The following is a 19548-nucleotide window of genomic DNA, read 5'->3' on the forward strand; positions in this document are numbered from 1 at the left end:
AGACTGCTTAGACCAAAAGGTGATCAATAGTTTTCACACAGCCTGTACGTGAAGCGGACACTGGGCAATAACGGAGTTTGTAATCAAAAATAGCATTATTGTTTAATCATAACCTTTGGACTACGCTTGTAATCAAATTCGCCATCAGAATTAATGGATGAAAATCTTTAGCCATGCTTTAGTTGTCCTAGTGCTTTTATTATCGGGTTGTGCGAGCAAAACCACCGTTCATGTTTATGCAAAGTACCTAGATAGCACTCAAAGAGACAAAATTAGTAACGCTTTTGATTCGTCTCAAAGATATCGCGTTCAATTGAATGAATTCGACTTTCCCGCGAGTGTTACCGAAAATACTCTTCTTTACTCTTTAATTTTACTTGAACCTGAAGCTATTGATATAGCCTCTAACATATCAGCTACTGCCGGCTTCACAGTACAGCGAATTGAAGGTTTGAGTAAAGGAAATCATTGGTATACAAAAAATTCAATGGCTCTATTTCTATTGCCCAAAGACAAAGACAAAGACAAAGACAAAGACAAAGACAAAGACAAAGACAAAGACAAAGACAATAGACGAATGTTTTTCCGTCAAGATTTAGTGAACGAATACAAGGCTAAAGACTGTAGTGAAGCTACTTCTTTATATTTTCACAAGGATGGCTCTTTCACACTTGGAATGGCTACAAAAAGCACTGGCACTGATATGGTTATTGGTGTGTGGAAATATAGGCAGTAGCCTTTTTTAGAGTTGAAAAAGAAAGGAGCTACTTATGCAGACTATTATTTTGAAATAAAGCGGTTTAGGGACGCTGACTAGGTAAGTGAAATAGATTTTGTGGAGCTGGTGTCCCTAAATGCGGGGAGCTTGCCCGAGAACTGCTCCTCTTTAATTGGAACAAGAATTTGACTGCTGACTGTTATCAAATTTTGCGAAATGCCTGAAGCCGACCATGTCGCCCATATTGATCCGTATTTAAAGTTACCCGTTACCCTGATGACTAGTAGAGACTCCTTGGTAAAGCGGTCGATAAAGCATTAAGATTCTAATGTCGGAAACGAGCGACGAGGAGGCATTGAATGTTTCAACTAATAACGTCTACTGATTCGATAAAGCGGATATCAGAGAATGCATATCTGAGGTGCCCCAAAGGGATTTGAGTAAAAGTTGTATACAGTAGTATGCCTAATAAGAGCCACAAAACCCGCTCTAAAATCTGCGACTGCTCAGAAAAATTCACTCCGATCGACAATCCTAGAAGGATACCAGCCAGGTAAATAAATACTTGATATTTTTTCTAGATTCTCTCGTTTCAACGCGCACAACCTTGTTGATCTATAGCCGCTTCCTCGATGTAACAAACATCTAATAAAATGGGTTTGCCAAGTAGCACTTTACGACATCTTTAGTTGAACAGGAAGGAGTTTAACAAGCTCAGCTGTACTAGTGTGATTTGATTATAAAGGGAAACCCCTCGGTCTAATTACCAAGCGATTTTGATGCACATGATTTTATTAGTAGACTCTCATTCTTACAAGGAAATAGAAACGCGAGACCAAACTCAAATAACATTATGCAAATCCTTAGCGAAATCAAGTTGCTTTGGTTTCCGGATTTATACTATCATCTAAGACTTCGTTGGGGAGTAGCCTGTTTCCATTATTCATGGAAAAGTTTGTGTCAACATAATTGGTCACATGACCATGGTACAAACACCTCTTGGTTGGCGAGACCATCGATATTTCCATGCCCTAAGGTCAGGCGTGTGGTTTTATCGTGGACTCAATATTGCCTGACCGGAGTTTTGAAGTATGAGTATCTTTGCTCTCATTTTACTTGCCTTTGCTATGTCTACTGATGCTTTTGCTGCCGCTATAGGTAAGGGTGTCAAAATAAAGAATCCTCGTTTTAGCTTTGCTATCAAAGTCGGCTTTACATTTGGTTTAATAGAAGCAATCACTCCTGTTATAGGTTGGATAATAGGACATGCAGCTTCTTCTTATGTAGAAGCGTGGGATCATTGGATTGCGTTGATTATTCTTACCGGCTTAGGCGTTTATATGGTCTTTGAAAGCTTTCAACCTGCCATTGATGATGAAAGTAAAACGCAAAAGCAGTCGTTTATTTTGCTATGTGTGACTGCGTTTGGTACTAGCATAGACGCAATGGCGGTTGGCGCAAGCCTTGCCTTTGTTGATGTAAATATCATGACGGCCTCCGGCTTAATTGGTTTGGCCACGTTTTTGATGGTAACGACAGGTATTATGCTGGGTAGTTTAATGGGCTCTTTAATAGGCAAAAGAGCCGAGACATTTGGTGGAGTCATACTTATTTCAGTGGGTATGTGGATTTTTACAACCCACACTCTTTAGAATTCAACAATATGATAATGCAACTACTTCAAGTTGAAGTGGTTGCATACATCAACATGCATAAGCTGACTTTTATATAGACTAATTACCTCTATGAAAAGACCTCGCCTCTGCAATGCTATCTAACTGATGCAATACCCCGCGCTCTTTAACCTTCTTATCATGATCGCAAGCAGTACGAATTGAAATCAGTGTTTCTTGTAGAGATTTTAATTCAGCTATCCGATGTTCGATATCGTCAACATGCTTATCTATTGTGGTATTAACGTTTTCGCAGCTATTCTCTGGATTTGCTCGGGTTTCCAGTACTAATTTAATTTCCTCGATTGTCATATCTAATGCACGACATTGCTTTATAAATAATAACTGCTTCAGTGCATCTTCAGAGTAGCTTCGATAATTCGATGCCGTTCGCTCAGGTGCAGCCAATAGTGATTTACGCTCATAAAAACGAATTGTCTGAATACTTAACCCTGCCTTAGCTGCCAGAAGCCCAATTTTCATTTTACCTTGCCTAAAGCTTGACTCTATACCTAGTATAGAGTTTACACTCGCATCATAGGTGAGTAAAGCGAGTGTCTTTATGAGTAGTTGTGGGTGCGAAATTGAGATAAAAGACCAAGAACAAAAGGCAGTTATCTACTGGCTATTGGGCATCAATGCTGTGATGTTTATCATTGAAATGAGTGTAGGGTTACTCGCTGACTCAACGGCACTTATTGCAGACTCCCTTGATATGTTGGCTGACGCAGTCGTTTACGGTGTTGGTATATATGCAGTAGGGAAAACAATTGTTCACAAAGCCAATGCTGCAAAGGTAAGTGGATATTTTCAATTGGCATTAGGCCTATTAATTTTGGTTGACATAGCGCGTCGCGCAACCTTTGGAAGTGAGCCTGAATCTATGCTTATGATGGGCATGGGCGGTGTTGCACTTATCGCCAACGTTATATGTTTGGCGATAATCAGAAAACAAAAAAATGGCGAGGTGCATATGCGAGCAAGTTGGATATTCTCGGCAAACGACGTCATTGCAAACATAGGAGTGATATTGGCGGGTGCGATGGTTTATCTATTCGATACTCGTTGGCCTGATTTGGTCATAGGTTTTATTGTTTCTATCGTTGTGTTACGAGGCGCAGTCTTAATTCTAAAAGACGCCAGACAGGAATTCCGTGAAAACAGCTCGACGAATGGAGAGATCGTATGAATTTCACTCAAGCAGCAAAACCTTACATACTTCAAAAACTGAGCGCCGCGCATAAATCCCTTTCGAACAATGACAATAAAGCAGGATTTAAGGCCTTAGAGGATGCTCATGTTATCGGTCAGTACTCAACATACCACCACACACGAGTGCATTATGAAATGCTTAAATTTGGAATAAAACGCCGCGACCTTAAAGAGATATTTGGACAAATTTTTAGAATGATAGGTTCGCTGACTAAAACTCCAATTGGCTTATTGCCTGAGGGCAATACTGGTGGGGCAAACGTGAGTCCATTCAAGCCAATGCCTATTTCACCCGAAAACAAAGCCATATTGGAAAAAATTAGAAATGCACAATCATAACCATTCACACTCGCACGTAAATTCAGCCAACGCGTCTAAACGTATTGGTTGGGCCTTTTGCTTAAATGTGGTGTTCACTATTATTGAATTTATTGGTGGATGGCTTACCAACAGCACCGCTATTATGGCAGATGCTGTCCACGACTTGGGCGATAGTTTGTCGATTGGCACTGCTTGGGGGTTAAACAAGCTTAGCGATAAAGATTCTAACCAAACATTCTCATACGGCTACAAACGGTTTTCTTTACTCGGTGCATTGATTAACGGTATTGTGCTGACGGTAGGCTCCATTTGGATATTGCTTGAAGCGATCCCTCGTTTGGCTGAGCCTGAAATGCCCCAAGTTGAAGGGATGGTTTTATTGTCTGTCTTTGGGATGGCAGTAAACGGCTTTGCGGCTTACAAACTGAGTGAGGGAGACTCATTAAATGAGCGAGTCCTCAACTGGCATTTGGTGGAAGATGTGCTTGGTTGGGTAGCAGTATTTATCGTGTCCATCGTCTTAATGTTTAAGCCTTGGCCTATTTTAGATCCAATCTTATCCATTGGCTTTACTTTGTTCATCCTTTTCAATGTGTTCCGCAATCTCAAAGAAACCCTAATGCTGTTTTTGCAAGCAACGCCCGATGAAGAACAGCTTTCAAAGATTCGAAGCGATTTACTGGCAAACGATAAGGTAAGTGATCTTCATCATTTTCATATTTGGTCTCTAGACGGTGAGCGTAATGTAATGACGGTCCATCTTGTTCTTGATGAAGATGTCAGTCTTGAGCTCCTCCAATCACTCAAAGAAAACATACACAGTTCGTTAGAAAAGTATAAATTTGAACATACGACAGTTGAGCTGGAGTTTGCTAATGAGCAATGTCGTGACGAAGTGAATTAGGCTTGGTAAACTTTCATACATGAAAAATCTAAAACGCATAAGTTACATCGTGATCTCGCTGATACTCTTTCAGTCGTTTTCTGCTGTGGCGAATTCGTTAGATTTTCATGCAATAGACATTCAGCACTTGCAACACGAGCATAAGCATTCAGAACACAAGCAAGAACAGTCTGAGCTGTCTACCAATGAAACCAGTGATAAAGTAAGTGCAGAGCACCACAATCCTGCTGATTGTCACCATTGCGGCCACTGCCATGGCACACATGCACAATGGGTCAGTCAGAGTCATATCAACAGTCTGAAAACAGTGGTTTCAGTTCACAATTTCAACTATTTAGATGCGGTAATTGACGCACCTATTAACCGATTACTTCGCCCCCCCAAAATTACTTCCTAGTACGTTTTTTCGATAGAACCGCGCTGATAACACTCGCGATGCTAAACATTGATAAATTATTAGGATATTCCAATGAAAATGTTTCCTATTTTCGGGCATGCATCTGCCATTGTGTGCAGTTGCATACTGGGCTTATTACTCAGTCCACCGACCGCTCATGCGGCGAAAACCAACAGATTTGTAGACAAAAGTGCCCAAGCGCCCATACGAGAAACGCTGACTCTTGAGGACGCTATTAGATTAACACTTGCCAACAATCCAAGTTTGTATGAATTTGAATTTAAACAACGTGTTATAGACGGAGAGTCAAAAACGGCAGCGCTTAAACCCGCATTGAATGCAGGGGTTGAATTAGAGAACTTTTTGGGAACCGGCGAGGTATCAGGTCTCAAAGAGCTTGAAGTTACCTTGACATTATCCTCAGTGTTACAGCTCAATGATAAGCCAGCAGCAAGGTTGAATGTACTCTCTGAACGAAGAATACAGCAAGATGTTGAAAAGCGAATACTCACCTTAGATATCCTCGGTGAGCTTAATGGGGTTCTAGGGATTTTCCCCTCTAAAGTAACATAGAATGCTACAGGCTTTGTATTATATAGCCTCCAGCTGTGGGTTACTTTCGTTTCCAAGCTTAATCATCCACGATTGGCTTCGTAATTTCACTAATATCAGGCAATTTTCCGGTATTGGTGAAGTTATACGTCCCGCTTAAGTTGATATTTTGCCATGCAACGGGCGAAACAGCACGAGTGATAGCCGCTTTTTCTTCATCACCTGTCGCTTCAAAGTGTCCCAGAAGATGACTCAGTATCGCGGAGTTGAAGTAGATGAGCGCATTGGCAAGCAATCTTGCGCATTCATTCCAGATAGCGATTTCAGACTCGTTTTTGCCACGGAACTGATCACCATTCACCGACGCAATGGCTCGTCTAAGGAAGTGCCATGCTTCTCCCCGGTTCAGGGCACGTTGCACATACTGCCGCAAACTGGCATCGTCGATGTAGTCAAGTAAATATTGCGCTTTAACCAGTCGATTATACTCCGTCAGAGCCTGTAATATTGGGTGTCCAGAAGGGTAACCAGACAGCTTTCTCACCAGCATTGCTTGTGTCGTCCGCTTTGTCTGAAGTGACAGAACAATACGCCTGATATCTTGCCATCCCGTTGTAATAACATTCGTTCTGATAGGCTTCTTTAGCGCCAGTATGGTGCTGCCTTGTTCACTTTCAGTCACATCAAACAGATCGTTGATGACACTATTGAACTGCGCGTATCGAGGTGCAAAGCTGTAACTGCATAGATCCAATAAGGCGAAGTTAACATGATTGACACCGTGCGTATCTGTCGAGAGCACATCTGGTTTGACATCGCTGCTGTTTGATTGCAGCAGATCATAAATATAGTGTGATTCATGCTCGTTAGAGCCGATGATCCGAGCATTGAGGGCGCTGTGGTTGGCCACCAGAGTCATGGCCGTGATCCCTTTATTGGTACCGAAGTACTTTGAGGAATACCGGGTTTTAAACGTTTCCAGATGGGTTTCGAATTTCTGACCATCCGCACTGGCGTGCAACTGGTCCTCCTGAATATGGTAGTGGCGGAAGATGGGTAATGAAGCCACCGCATTATTGATCACGTCGCTGGCATCATGCAGCGTTTCAGGTCGGATATAGTTAGCCTGTACTGTACTCAGGTGTTCATAACTGCGGTCGGAGATCTGCGCCATACCATACACACCACGGTGAGTGGCGTTAGCAATCAGAATGGCCAGTAAATCATCCTGATGAGTAGTTCCCTGTTTTTGTATTGGCAGCACATGTGTCAGGCTTCGCATGAACCTGGTTTCGCGCTCAACATACCGCAGGACATCCGCGATACCGACTGGCTGCATTCGCTTAAAGAAGGGATTGTTGACCAGAGATGTAGCGCCTTTTGTTGGCAGGTGCCAGCGGGTGCCCGAGCGATTTTTCATGATTACATTGCGATTATCTCCCTCATCAATATGGCGCGCCACGTCTTTGAGCGCGCTTTCCAGTCGATGTTGTTTCTCCTGTAACAATGCGTCAACAGGTTGTTTTAGTCTGTCCAGTGTTGATGAGGCCAGCAGTGCATCCTGCGATGTTTGGGGGATCAGGTCGTCTTCCAGTGCCCGGTATTTGGTGACATTTGACAGATAAATACGTCCGTTCAGTCGTGAAGTTAACTGCCGGTAGAGCAGCCATTCATAACGTTGCGGATTAACGTTATCCTGTTTCACCAGCCATGGGAGGTGCTTTTTGGGGATAAGCGACGTATCCATTGTCATCAGTGATTCACCGGATACGATTTCCGTTTGCATCTTTTGAAGTTGGGCGACGACGGCTTCTGAGCCTTTACCGGCCTCACATTCAAGGCACAAGAACACCTGCCTTAACAGTTGCTCCAGGAGATTGCATTGTTCATCGTAATGTTGCCACTGGTACTCTTCCACGGTCCGTTTCTGTTTTTTCAGGTAAAGGCAGAGGGTCTGGATATCCCTGTCATTCGTGACCTTCAATGCCTGTTGTCTGACTACTGAGAAGGGCTGATTGTCATCAATATTCTCGTCAACAAACAGGTGAAGTAGCTCTGCCGCTTTCGTGACATTGTCCGCAGCTGACTGCCAGGACAGGAACACTGCTTGTTGTGCAAAGGCGTTGGCGGCTTCCTGTTGTTTTCGGATATGGTAAACAAACCCATCCGTCAGGCGCTCCAGTGCAAGTTGCATGCGCTCTGTCAGATGACACAGTAACCACAGGTGCTGCTGTGAGCGTTTGAAGCGCCGCACTTTACTGCCGTAGTAATCAATAAGGCCGCTGAAGTGTTGTCGATTTTTTAGCGACAGATTGAGCCTGTCCACAACGTCATTTATTTGCGTGTTCCATGGTGCTAACCGGTGGTAAATGGCGAGCTCTTTTTTAAGCTCAGGCACGGTCAGACTTTTGGCACCACCCCTGAGATGGCTCAGACTCAGCCCGTCGTCTTTAGTAGTGATTATGTTGTCCAGAAAGACGTTAAGTTCATTACTGGTAAGTTGATTCAGTTGGAGCGTCAGGTCTTTTCTGACCTGTTGCATTGTGCGGCTTATCAGTCTTTGAAGCACGGAGTACTTAGGAATGGCAATGTTATGGCTGGCAAGGTATTCAATGGCCGCATCAAAGAGGTGTCGAGGCTCCAGCCAGGCATGACCAATGTAAACCAGGTGGTGGCACAGAGCATTGAGGTGCTGTTTTTCATTCCACTTATTGTAATTAAGTAGACGCAGTATCCTTGAGTAAATACGGTCACGCTGCATTTTACTGACACTGAAAGGCTTGATCCCTTTACCTCTTTGAATTTGGGAGGCAATAAACTGCATGTCGATACTGATATCACGGAAACTCGGAGCAATGATCACTGGCTTAGATTTAAAATAGCCCAGAAGCGCCACGAAATAACAACGATGTTTAGTAAGCCTGATAGTACGGCATTCGGCCTGTTCTACATCGTTTAGCGAAAAATACAAACGTTGTTCCTCAATAGAAAACTGAGGTGCTGAATACAAGTCTCGTTGTTCTGCCTGAGTCAGAATCGAGAGTTCATTACTAATTGCCATGATGAATAAACGCCAATATGATTGATGGTGTTTATATAAGATGGCAGAATATTGGAAGGTAACCCACCGCCACAGACCATATAATATAATACCTGTAGCGTTCTATGTTACTTTAGAGGGGAAAATCCCTAGAACCCCAAAAACGGAGCTAGTGAGCAATGGCTAATCAAAAAGCGGCTTAAACTAGGGATAGTCGTAGGTATTTAGCCAGTTTTCACACAGTCTGTGCCATTAGCGGACACACAATCTTGACACCAAGTGATCAAAAACCAATCGAATACGTTGTGGTACTGGACCACGTTGAGGGCGATAAATATATAAATCCCAAGGCACCGGCTCGACCTCTTCTAACACTCTCACAAGTTTCTCTTGGCGTAATAAGTCTTGGACCAAAAAGTCAGGAATTTGAGCAAAACCTAGTCCATTTTGTATAGCCATTAATTCAGCTTCGGTGTCGGCACTTCGAAAACGTGTTATGGATGGCGTCCACTGTCTGTCGATGGAAAAAACCCATGGCCAAAGCTTTCCCGTATTGCGATCTACTAACCCTGTAACCGGCAAGTGGTTTAGTTCTTCAATAGATGCAGGCCTTCCCACTCTATTTATTAAGTCAGGCGAAGCCACGACATACATATTAATTTTGGTGAGCTGGCGGGCAATAAATCGACTATCTCTCATGAAGCCGATACGAATCCCAATATCTATTTTTTCGTCAACTACATCCACGCGCTCGTCACTGAGTGTCAGGTCTATATCCAGTTGAGGATGTATTGTTGAAAGTTCCAGTAATACTGGCATTAAGCACTTATGACCAAAACCAACAGGCGCTGCGATACGAACCCGCCCTTGTAATTCATTACCCGAGTTAGGGGCGCTTGTTTGAAACAATTCATCTACAGCGCGCAGTCGTTCTTTTGCTATCAAAGCAAATTTTTCTCCAACTAGGGTCACTTGTATGTGTCGAGTATTTCGATGAAATAAAAGCTCCCCTTGCAATCGCTCTAACTCCTTCACTGCTCGCGTCACTGCCTGAGGAGAAATTCCCAGACGGTTAGCCGCTTCTTTAAAGCTGCGAGACTCAGCAGCAGTACAAAATATCCGGAGCATTTCCAATCTGTTAAGCATCACAGTCACATTCAGGTTTGAAATGAATACATAAATATTATTCCAAAATATGGAATTGAGAAATTAAAACATTTCCATTTATTGGTTTTTGAAGGTAAGAGATACTTTGCTTGTTATTTCGACAACGTCATTCAACTTATTTGAGGATATTAACTATGAGCAGTGTTTTAGCAAATAACATCATCGGTAAGGTCGTTGTTATCACTGGTGGTAGCAGCGGTTTAGGCGAGACCACGGCAAGACATTTAGCCAGCCTTGGCGCATCTGTTGTTTTAGGTGCCCGACGCATCGACAAGCTTGAAGCTATTGCTGCTGACATACGCGCAGCGGGCGGAGAAGTTGCGGTTCAAGCGACAGATGTGACTAGCCCGGACGAAGTGAAGGCCCTTGTAAATCTTGCACAAGAGCGCTTCGGTAAAGTTGATGTGGTTATCAATAATGCAGGGTTAATGGCGATTGCACCGTTAGCTGAGACTCGAGTTGACGAATGGGATCGCATGATTGACATCAACGTTAAAGGTCTGCTGTATGGAGTAGCCGCAGCGCTTCCGATCTTTCAGGCTCAGGGAACAGGCCACTTTATCAATATTTCTTCCGTAGCGGGTATCAAAGTATTTAGTCCCGGCGGCACGGTTTATAGCGGAACCAAATTCGCTGTTCGCGCTATTGCCGAAGGCTTACGCCATGAAGTTGGGGGTAAAATTCGTTCAACAATCATTTCACCGGGTGCAATCGAATCTGATTTAAAACATGGAAGTTCAGATACTCAGGGTGCAGCCTTTGTAAAAGATTTTTATCAGCAAAATGAAATTCCATCTGACTCTGTTGCTCGTGCTATCGCATACGCAATTGAGCAGCCTGCGGATGTGGATATCAACGAGATTGTTCTGCGCCCAACTGTTCAAGAATTTTAATTCGTTTAATAAAAGACCTATTAACCAGCGGGTGATTTAACCACCCGCTGAATATTCATTTTGTGAGGTTATTGATGACTGCGTTAAACAGACAAATGCGTGCTTTGATATTAGATAGCTATGAAGAGGGTACAGTATTCCGGGATGCCCTGATTAACTTACCTTCTCCATCAGCAGGTCAGGTGCAAGTAAAAATATTTGCAAGTGGAGTCAATCCTATTGATTACAAGATCCGCCAAGGTATCGCTCCTTACGCCATGCCGGAATTACCCGCAGTACTTGGCACCGATTTAGCTGGAGAAATTGTTGCTGTCGGCGACGGCGTCACCGACTTTGCAATAGGCGATGCCGTTTATGGTCTGACTGGCGGAGTGCGAGGATTGCAAGGCTCATTGGCTGAATATGCCAACGTAGATGCTGAGTTACTTGCTCCCAAACCGAAAAATTTGTCCATGCGTGAAGCTGCGGCTTTACCTCTGGTTGCACTTACTGCTTGGGAAGGTTTGGTTGACAAGGCGAATGTTAAAGCGGGCCAGAAAATCCTTATCCAAGGTGGAGCTGGCGGAGTTGGGCATTTAGCCGTGCAAATTGCTAAGGCTTTAGGTGCAGACGTTTATGCCACTGCATCGACTGGAAAACAACAACTGCTCAAGGCGCTTGGTGCCACGCCAATTGATTATCACACTGCAAGCCCTGCTGACTACATGGACGCATACACCCAAGGCAAAGGATTCGATATCATTTACGACACTGTCGGTGGCTCTGCACTCGATGCCTCATTAGGTATCATTGCACATTACGGCCATATTTTAAGCTGTGCTGCATTCAGCTCACATAACCTCGCACCGTCGTCAATACGTTCTGCAACATTGTCAGGGATTTTTGTGTTACACCCACAGCTCAGCGGAGAGGGACGCAAACATCATGGTGACATTCTGCGGCAAATTACGGCTCTTGTTGAAGCTGGACAAATTAAGCCACTACTCGATTCGTTACGCTTTTCCCTAGACACGGCAATGGATGCACATAATGCCGTAGAGTTGGGGTCCATGGGTAAAGTCGTTATTGATGTAATTGCTTAAAAAGTCATTGTTGAGGATGCATATGAGCCCAAGAAAACTAATTCGAACTGTTCGTTTCCATGAATTAGGTGGCCCCGAGGTATTAACTATTGACTCGCTGGCGAGTCCAAGTTTGCAGGCCACTGATGTACGTATTGCGGTCAAAGTTGTTGGGCTCAATCGTGCTGATGCCATGTTTAGGCGAGGCCGCTATATAGAAAAGGCTGACTTCCCTTCGCGAATCGGCTATGAAGCATCCGGGATAGTCATTGAAGTCGGGGAAGAGGTAAATCACTTACGCCTTGGAGAAGAGGTTTGTATTGTCCCTCAGATGGGGCTTTCTCAGAATGGCTGCTACGCAGAAGAGATTGTCGTACCAAGTGAATATGTGGCACTCAAACCAACAGGGCTAACCTTTGCTGAAGGCGCAGCAGCTTGGATGCAGTACCTGACAGCTTATGGCGCTTTGGTCGAAATTGCTAACGTGCAAAAAGGCGATGCAGTACTGATAACAGCCGCATCGAGCAGTGTTGGATTGGCTGCGATTCGAATTGTGAATTCTCTAGGGGGTATCCCTATCGCTACAACTCAAACACGAGCTAAAAAGGCTGCTGTGCTCATGGCAGGCGCGGCCCATGTGATTGCAACTCAAGAAGAGCCGCTGCTGGATAGCTTGAGAAGCATCTTGGGAGAAAACAATTTAAAAATCGCATTTGATGCTGTCGGTGGGCCGCAGATAGCTGAAATTGCTGAAGCAATGAGCCCTGAAGGAACAATAATAGTACACGGAGCATTAAGTCCCGAAACAACTCCTTTTCCCTTAAAAATAGCACTTCGTAAAAGTCTGACAGTTAGGGGGTATGTGTTTACTGAAGTTGTAAAAGACATCGAGCGTTTTCGCAGAGCAAAGCAATTTATCCACTCGGGTTTATCCGAAGGAACACTCAAGCCTGTCATTGATCGAAGCTTTAAATTTGAAGAGATAGTGGCAGCGCACCACTATCTGGAGTCAAATCAGCAGATTGGTAAAATAGTGGTCGAACTTGATTAACAGTTCGTGGCTTCCGCTAGTCTCTCAACTCAGTCAGTGCCTGATAATAATTAGCGTGGGCTTTGTTGCGGAAATCGAATGAACTAAATCAGAATCTTACGATCAGATCAGGGACATTCATTCACTGACTTTGATTACATGCCGAAGCCTCGCTACAAAACCACTAACTGGCGCAAGTACAATATTTCAGTCGTGAAAGATGCGGAAGTACTCCCAAATTTACTCAAACAAACACGCCGATCCATCAAGGAAATTTCGAGAGATGGCGCATACGATACAAGGGAGTGCCACAGGGCGATTAGGGTTAAGAAAGCGATACCTCTAATCCCTCCACGTGAAGTAGCCGCCTTCTGGGAAAAAGGTCATCCACGTAATCTGGCGGTTGGTTGCCAAAAGCTCTATGGTTCGAACAAAAAGTGGAAACGAAAATATGGTTACCACAGGCGTTCATTGTCGGAGACCGCTAAGTATCGCGCAAAACAACTACTAGGCGCTTCACTCACGCTTCGAAATTACAATGCACAAGTTGGGGAGACATACGCCATGATCAAAGCACTCAACAAGCTAACAGGGGAAAGGTATGCCCGAAACTCAGTATATCGTTTAAAATGCAAACGGTTTTGCTAGGGAAGATGCGAATAAGTCTCTAATGTGAGATCATAGCTGCATAGTAAATCACAGCCATTACCGCTCATGAACCAACAGTTTACCTTCGCCGATAGTGAGTTTTCCAGCAAGCGCCGCCAGACCCGTAAAGAGATATTCTTATCCAGAATGGATAAACTGCTGCCGTGGCCTCAACTGCTGGAAGTGATTGAACCCTTTTATCCTAAAGCTGGCAATGGCAGACGTCCGTACGCGCTTGAGACCATGTTTCGCATTCATTGTATGCAGCAATGGTATAGCCTCGGTGATGAAGCAATGGAAGATGCATTATATGAAATTGCTTCGATGCGTCAGTTTGCGCAACTGTCACTGGATAAAGCGATTCCAGACCGTACCACCATTATGAACTTCCGTCACTTGCTGGAAAAGCATAAGCTGACTCGCCAATTATTCAAAACGGTTAACCAATGGCTGACGGACTGCGGTGTGATGATGACGCAGGGCACACTGGTGGATGCCACGATTATTGAAGCGCCCAGCTCTACTAAAAATAAAAAGAATGAACGTGACCCGGAGATGCATCAGACCAAGAAGGGCTATGAATGGCAATGAATGGCACTTCGGCATGAAAGCTCATATTGGTGTGGATGCCAAGAGTGGCCTGCCCCATACGCTGGTGACCACCGCCGCCAACGAACATGACCTTAATCAGATGAAGAACCTGTTGCATGGCGATGAGGAATTCATCTCTGACGATGCTGGATATCAAGGCGCAGAGAAGCGTGAAGAACTAAAAGAAAAGGATGTGGAATGGCTGATAGCAGAGCGCCCGGGCAAAGTTCGGGCACTGAAAACGCATCCCCGCAAAAACAAAACTGCCATCAACATCGAATATTTAAAGGCCAGCATTCGGGCGAAGGTAGAACATCCGTTTCGCATCATCAAATGCCAGTTTGGTTTTATCAAAGCACGCTATAAAGGGCTGATGAAGAATGACTCACAGTTAGCCATGCTATTCACCTTGGCGAACCTGTTTAAAGTAGACCAGATGTTACGACGACAGCCAAGATCTGTTTGAAATCGGGGAATGGCCCGGAAGTAGGTCGAAATCCGGCCTAAAACGACGGCATATTGGCCTAAACTGCAAAATTAGAGTTTAAAAATTAGGCAGGCGATGCTGCGGCTTAACTGAGCGTTAAACTGCGGGACTTATTCGCAGTTTCCCTAGCAGGTTTAATGTATTTCGATTTCTTACCAGGGATACTAAGTAACGCTGGTATCCAGGCAAACTATACGTTTGTTACTGGGCAAGACGATGAAGCAACCGCCTCTCCACAAACGTTGCCACTTGCAGTTACACCTGGAAACGGTTTAGAAGGGTTTACACCTCATTCCTACAACTTGATTGCTTTTTATGAAGACGACCGCTTCTCTGCTAGGGTTTCGTGGAACTGGAGAGACCAGTTTTTGGTCAAACGTTCTGGCGGAGCGGGTATTGCGGAGCATTTTGAAGCATACGGTCAACTCGACTTAGGTTTAGGTTATACAATCAGCGATAACACTAAGGTTACTCTTGATGTTAGTAACCTGCTTGATGAAAATACCATTAAGTTTGCAGACGTAAGAGAACGCGTTATCCTTAATGAGTATACCGGCAGACGAGTTCTACTTGGAGTACGTACAACATTCTAAAGTAGAAGCGGTCCCTTTTGGCTATTTACTACAAATGGGGCCGCTATTATTATTTTTAAATTACCCATTTTTATATCTTACCCACACTGAAGCACCGCAAAAATATTACCTCACTTTCGCCATACCAGTACTCCCTACATGGTATTGCTTTGCATACCGTATGGCCATGGCTTCACTTTTCCAGTTTCCTGATAACACAATTTCAGCCATGGGCACGCCAGCTTCCACCAACGTTAAAACCCCCCCAGTGCGTGTACTGTGGCATGTAAATTTACCATCAGAATTTAGTATCATTCCGATTGCTTCGTAGCGTTTAAGTAAAGCTTGGTATTGCATTGCTGCTTTTTGCACAGTCTGCTTAGGCGAAAGCTTTCTAAAAACAAACCCTTCTGTTATTCCCGCTTTCTCCAGCCACTTATTTAGCAAAAAAGCAGTTTCGTCAGATAGGTAGCCAAAATGGCCTTCTCCAGCTTGGTCGGTTTTAGAGCGAGGAGCGAATATGGTTTTAGCGTTCCAATCTATATGGCTCACTTCAATGGCCAGTAAATTAGAAGCACGAAATAAGGTATCTAGCGCAACGTTGATTAAAACGGCATCACGAAGCCCCAGCAAGGTATCAATATTAAGGGTTTGGTTGGCAAGTCGAACGTCTTGTAACTTTAAAGGTTTGGCTTGCTTTTGAGCGGCGGGCTTTTCCTTGAGTCTACCATTGATATAACGACTAAATAACTTTGAGTGTTTCCATGGGTCGGGTAACTCGCTTATCCCTATGAAAAAGCGTACAGAAGCCAACTTTCTTTTGATGGTGTGATGCAATAGGTCTGAAAGCATGAGGTTGTCGAAAAAAGCTTGGCAAGATACTTTCGTAACTTTCCAATCGCTAGAGAGTGCCGGCAGGTCATGGTTCCGGCAGAACTTCAGGTATTGATTAAAATCAGACTTGTACGCTTTCGAGTATTGACTGACATTGTTTCCCATACTGAATCACGAAGTTCAGTGAGATTTTGAAGCACTTGCGTTCGATGTTCTTCAGTAAGTGAAAAATCGTTGTGGGTTATCGTAATACCCTGAGTCATGACATTATTAAATATAAGTGTAATTATCTATAATAATAAACTAGCTTCAGCGAAGTTGCAATTATCGTTACATATAACGTATATAAATATTTTCTATAGTAGAGTGATCATTGCTATGATATAAAATCGTTATAAGTAACGAAAAATAGGGTGGGGTGGTGAATACGGATAAAATCTGGCAAGACTATGCGAGTCGTAATTTTGAGAAGTTTGTGTCTTCTTTAAAAAATGATGATTTTATAAGTGGTGAAAAAGAGATTATTTCCTTTAATGATGTTGATTTTTCGGAGCCTAAAAAGACATATAAATACTTAAGAAAAATAATTACGAAAAGCGCAATTAAAAGACTGCAAAATAGATTTAGAGCTCATAAACATAGAGAAAGTCGCGGTATAAAGAATCTGCAATTAAAATCACACTCTCTCGACATGCTCAATACGTTTAAAGCGCACGTGGGTGCCGATACACTGGAAGAGGCATTAGACTTTTTGTTGTCTCCAGATTATCGTGAGTATGAGCACGATGTTGAGCTAGCAAAAGAGCGTTTGAGTAGCGAGAATTTTAGTAGTTCAGAGCTGATGATTGCCAGTTTTATGAAAAGGCTGAAAAATTACGACAGGGAGCGCTTATCGCTTATTGTCGAGTTAGCCTTCAATGAAGGCTGGGCAGCTGCGAAGAAATCAAAGAAGCGAACTGGCAAACCATGCAAAGAGGCACTAAATAATAGTGCGTTGAACTCAATTGTAGGGAGCAAAGAAGTTAGCTAAAAAATCATTGAAGATGATTTCAAACTGTCATGAGGACTAACTACGATTGCTGGGGTTCGCTAAAACAGTAACCAGGCTTGGCTATTCGTTCATTAGAGACTAGGTTCGTTGATTGACATCAGAATACATTAAACGAAAGTTCTCTATCCTATTTATTCCATATAAAGAATATAGCCAAATATTCTTTAAAAGGTATATTGAATGATATGCAGTATACGGTATATTAAGTAATATACTTTTTAACGAATATTGGTCATGTCATGAGAATGAAGACACCAAAAGATGTAGGTTACTACATAGCCTCAACACGTAAAGCGCTAAAGTGGTCTCAGTCTGAGTTAGCCATAAAGATAGGTAAAGACCAGCGTTTTGTCTCAAAAGTAGAAAACGACCCTGCCAGCGTGTCTTTCGGTACTGTCTTAATGGTCTTGAATGTGCTGAATATCCATGTTGACCTACATAGCCTACTAACTACCAATAGTCAGCCCCCCCATAAGCTAGCTAAATCAGAAGCAATGGTTGGAGGGCAAGCTACACATAAAGTGCCCCATAAAGCGAGTAACAGCCCGTTAAGAAGATCTGAATCAGGTGACCTTTTCAGTCCTTCGAAAAAGAAGCCAGTAATTGTCAGTAAGCCGAACGTTGGTAAAAAATGATGGCCAAACGAAGAAAAACTAACAGTCTCTTTGTGGGGATTAATGGCCAGCATGTTGGTGTATTCGAGCGCAGTGGCGGCACACATGCATTTACTTATAGTGATGAATGGTTATCAAGCGAAATAGCGCACCCGATCAGTTTATCAATGCCACTCACTAAAAATAGGCATACTGGTGACCTAGTTCGCTACTACTTCGACAATCTACTCCCAGATGATGTAGAAATTCGTAAGCTAATTGTTGACCGAGTGGGCGCCTACTCAATAGACACGATGGATCTATTGAGTGAAATAGGCCGTGATTGTGTTGGCTCACTTTCTTTGACGAGTGAACCGGTTAATGGAATCGATGACTTGAAGTTTGAGGCAATGGATGAAGGTGATATTGCTACACATCTGCGCAATACGGCTATGCGCAGAACATTGGGTATGGACGGTGACGATGTGTTTCGGATATCTATTGCAGGCGCACAAGAGAAAACCGCACTGACGCTATACGAAGGAAATTGGTATCGACCACTTGGCACCACACCAACTACTCACATATTCAAACTTCCTATTAATGACCTAGAGAATGGTCTGAAGCTAACAAACAGTGTAGATAATGAATGGTTCTGTTTACGGTTTATGCACCACTTGGGTTTTGATGTCGCGCAGGCGGATATACGGACTTTCGAAGACCAAAAAGCGCTAGTTGTTGAACGATTTGACAGAACGTGGGGTGAGGATGGGCTTTTATACAGGCTAACGCAGGAAGATATGTGCCAGGCTCTGGGAAGAGCTGGCCAGTCAAAGTATGAAGCCAACGGGGGGCCGGGGGCGAAAGAAATATCAGGATTACTTCGCTTTAGTAGTCAAAGTGCACGGGATATGTATCAGTTCTTTCTAGCACAATACGCATTCTGGCTATTAATGGGTATTGATGGCCATGCTAAGAACTTCAGCGTTTATTTAGACCATACTGGTCACTGGCTCACTCCACTTTATGATGTAATATCTGCTCACCCTTTTAAAGCGCAGTTTAGACGCAACCAGCTTAAGATGGCGATGAAGGTATTATCAAAGAATAGTCACTATATTTGGACAGATATTCATATGCGCCATTGGCGCAATCATGCAACTAAGACGTTCTTGATTGAAGATGTGGCTATGGGCTATATCGCAGAGCTAAATAGAAATGTTGAAAATGCACTAGACGAGGCATTTTCTGACGCTGGTAAGGATTTTGACCAAAACACTGGCAATATTATCGCTGAAAGTATAATGGAGAAGATAAATAGATAAAGATAAGACTGTAATTTCGAATGAAATTATTTTTAAAATTCAAGATGGGCTAATTTAAAAAAAGAATCATAAAATAAAATAATTTGGTTTATTATTTCACGCATGATAATTGTACTTATCATGCGCGAAATTGCATATAGGAAAAATAACTAAGTGCAATACCATAGTGAACCGCTTCATCGAAATATTTAGATGAAAAATCATCACACGTTGCAGCCGTAGTCGAATCTGTCCACACAGAAGCATATCGACCATTATCTGAACAGCATTATCAGATAAATCGTTTGGGTCAGATGCATTATTGTAAAGTGAAAACTTCCCAGCAGAGCCTGGTGCAGCAATGGCACTTGTTAAGAAAACACTAACCTTCTCTAACTATGGCATCAGCTGAACACACTGATGTGAATTAGCCTAATATGGATTGGTGTGATTACCAAGGGATTATGTCGGTCTAATTACCGAGCGACTTTGTCGCATTT

General features: G+C 43.3%; 18 protein-coding genes, 2 pseudogenes and 1 riboswitch. Of the genes and pseudogenes, 16 read left to right on the forward strand and 4 right to left on the reverse strand.

Translation table 11 applies throughout. The features are described 5' to 3' along the window. The first annotated feature begins 190 nt into the window (after positions 1 to 190). On the forward strand, positions 191 to 736 hold the full coding sequence (locus AAC006_RS20410; RefSeq protein WP_339892382.1) for a hypothetical protein: 546 nt from the start codon (positions 191 to 193) through the stop codon (positions 734 to 736). A gap of 890 nt (positions 737 to 1626) precedes the next feature. Further along, positions 1627 to 1802: riboswitch (yybP-ykoY riboswitch) on the forward strand. Positions 1803 to 1809: 7 nt separating this feature from the next. Beyond that, on the forward strand, positions 1810 to 2370 hold the full coding sequence (locus AAC006_RS20415) for a manganese efflux pump MntP family protein (RefSeq protein WP_339892384.1): 561 nt from the start codon (positions 1810 to 1812) through the stop codon (positions 2368 to 2370). 81 nt (positions 2371 to 2451) lie between these two features. Here AAC006_RS20415 and AAC006_RS20420 read toward each other — a convergent pair whose 3' ends face one another. Beyond that, entirely contained in the window at positions 2452 to 2874 is a 423-nt protein-coding gene (locus AAC006_RS20420) for a Cd(II)/Pb(II)-responsive transcriptional regulator (RefSeq protein ID WP_339892386.1), read from the reverse strand. Between the two features lie 79 nt (positions 2875 to 2953). On the opposite strand from AAC006_RS20420, the gene AAC006_RS20425 reads away from it, so the two are divergent. The 5 genes from AAC006_RS20425 (at position 2954) to AAC006_RS20445 (ending at position 5798) form a co-directional block, all read left to right on the forward strand. After that, a complete protein-coding gene (locus AAC006_RS20425; RefSeq protein ID WP_339892388.1) occupies positions 2954 to 3580 on the forward strand; it encodes a cation transporter in 627 nt (208 codons plus the stop codon). Then, the gene (locus AAC006_RS20430) at positions 3577 to 3942 is read left to right on the forward strand and encodes a DUF3703 domain-containing protein (protein ID WP_057790912.1); all 366 of its coding nucleotides are present in this window, start codon (positions 3577 to 3579) and stop codon (positions 3940 to 3942) included. The genes AAC006_RS20425 and AAC006_RS20430 overlap by 4 nt, the downstream gene beginning before the upstream one ends. Then, positions 3929 to 4828 carry a cation diffusion facilitator family transporter gene (locus AAC006_RS20435; RefSeq protein WP_339892390.1) on the forward strand — a complete coding sequence of 300 codons (900 nt, stop codon included), beginning with the start codon at positions 3929 to 3931 and terminating at the stop codon, positions 4826 to 4828. Before AAC006_RS20430 ends, AAC006_RS20435 begins: the two co-directional genes overlap by 14 nt. 19 nt (positions 4829 to 4847) lie before the next feature. Then, positions 4848 to 5225, forward strand: coding sequence for a hypothetical protein (locus AAC006_RS20440; RefSeq protein WP_044056645.1), 378 nt, complete (start codon positions 4848 to 4850; stop codon positions 5223 to 5225). 72 nt (positions 5226 to 5297) lie between these two features. After that, positions 5298 to 5798 (forward strand): hypothetical protein, encoded by a 501-nt coding sequence (locus AAC006_RS20445; protein WP_339892393.1) that lies wholly within the window; start codon positions 5298 to 5300, stop codon positions 5796 to 5798. Positions 5799 to 5856: 58 nt separating this feature from the next. Here the strand turns inward: AAC006_RS20445 and AAC006_RS20450 are convergent, their stop codons facing one another. Next, positions 5857 to 8838: a Tn3 family transposase gene (locus AAC006_RS20450; RefSeq protein WP_339892395.1), complete on the reverse strand. Its 2982-nt coding sequence runs from the start codon at positions 8836 to 8838 to the stop codon at positions 5857 to 5859. Positions 8839 to 9069: 231 nt separating this feature from the next. Then, positions 9070 to 9963, reverse strand: coding sequence for a LysR family transcriptional regulator (locus tag AAC006_RS20455; protein ID WP_339892397.1), 894 nt, complete (start codon positions 9961 to 9963; stop codon positions 9070 to 9072). Positions 9964 to 10118: 155 nt separating this feature from the next. Between AAC006_RS20455 and AAC006_RS20460 the strand changes: the two genes are divergently transcribed. The 6 genes and pseudogenes from AAC006_RS20460 (at position 10119) to AAC006_RS20485 (ending at position 15287) form a co-directional block, all read left to right on the forward strand. Further along, positions 10119 to 10877, forward strand: coding sequence for an SDR family oxidoreductase (locus AAC006_RS20460; protein WP_339892398.1), 759 nt, complete (start codon positions 10119 to 10121; stop codon positions 10875 to 10877). A gap of 74 nt (positions 10878 to 10951) precedes the next feature. After that, positions 10952 to 11959: a zinc-dependent alcohol dehydrogenase family protein gene (locus AAC006_RS20465; RefSeq protein ID WP_339892400.1), complete on the forward strand. Its 1008-nt coding sequence runs from the start codon at positions 10952 to 10954 to the stop codon at positions 11957 to 11959. A 22-nt stretch (positions 11960 to 11981) separates the two neighbouring features. Next, on the forward strand, positions 11982 to 12989 hold the full coding sequence (locus AAC006_RS20470; protein ID WP_339892402.1) for a zinc-dependent alcohol dehydrogenase family protein: 1008 nt from the start codon (positions 11982 to 11984) through the stop codon (positions 12987 to 12989). 174 nt (positions 12990 to 13163) lie between these two features. Beyond that, positions 13164 to 13596, forward strand: a pseudogene (locus AAC006_RS20475) (transposase); the annotation flags it as partial. An 86-nt stretch (positions 13597 to 13682) separates the two neighbouring features. After that, positions 13683 to 14673 (forward strand): annotated as a pseudogene (locus AAC006_RS20480) (IS5 family transposase). Between the two features lie 158 nt (positions 14674 to 14831). Further along, complete coding sequence (locus AAC006_RS20485; RefSeq protein WP_339892404.1) at positions 14832 to 15287, forward strand: TonB-dependent receptor; 456 nt, start codon at positions 14832 to 14834, stop codon at positions 15285 to 15287. 105 nt (positions 15288 to 15392) lie between these two features. Here AAC006_RS20485 and AAC006_RS20490 read toward each other — a convergent pair whose 3' ends face one another. After that, complete coding sequence (locus tag AAC006_RS20490) at positions 15393 to 16265, reverse strand: tyrosine-type recombinase/integrase (protein ID WP_339892406.1); 873 nt, start codon at positions 16263 to 16265, stop codon at positions 15393 to 15395. Between the two features lie 256 nt (positions 16266 to 16521). Here AAC006_RS20490 and AAC006_RS20495 point away from each other — a divergent pair, with 256 nt between their 5' ends. From AAC006_RS20495 to AAC006_RS20505, 3 genes are all read left to right on the forward strand, one after another. Continuing rightward, a complete protein-coding gene (locus AAC006_RS20495; RefSeq protein ID WP_339892408.1) occupies positions 16522 to 17130 on the forward strand; it encodes a hypothetical protein in 609 nt (202 codons plus the stop codon). Positions 17131 to 17396: 266 nt separating this feature from the next. Next, positions 17397 to 17786, forward strand: coding sequence for a helix-turn-helix domain-containing protein (locus AAC006_RS20500; RefSeq protein WP_339892410.1), 390 nt, complete (start codon positions 17397 to 17399; stop codon positions 17784 to 17786). Further along, entirely contained in the window at positions 17783 to 19069 is a 1287-nt protein-coding gene (locus AAC006_RS20505) for a type II toxin-antitoxin system HipA family toxin (RefSeq protein WP_339892411.1), read from the forward strand. Before AAC006_RS20500 ends, AAC006_RS20505 begins: the two co-directional genes overlap by 4 nt. Positions 19070 to 19548: the final 479 nt, after the last annotated feature.

The sequence above is a fragment of the uncultured Alteromonas sp. genome, from assembly GCF_963976965.1.
GTDB lineage: Bacteria > Pseudomonadota > Gammaproteobacteria > Enterobacterales > Alteromonadaceae > Alteromonas > Alteromonas naphthalenivorans.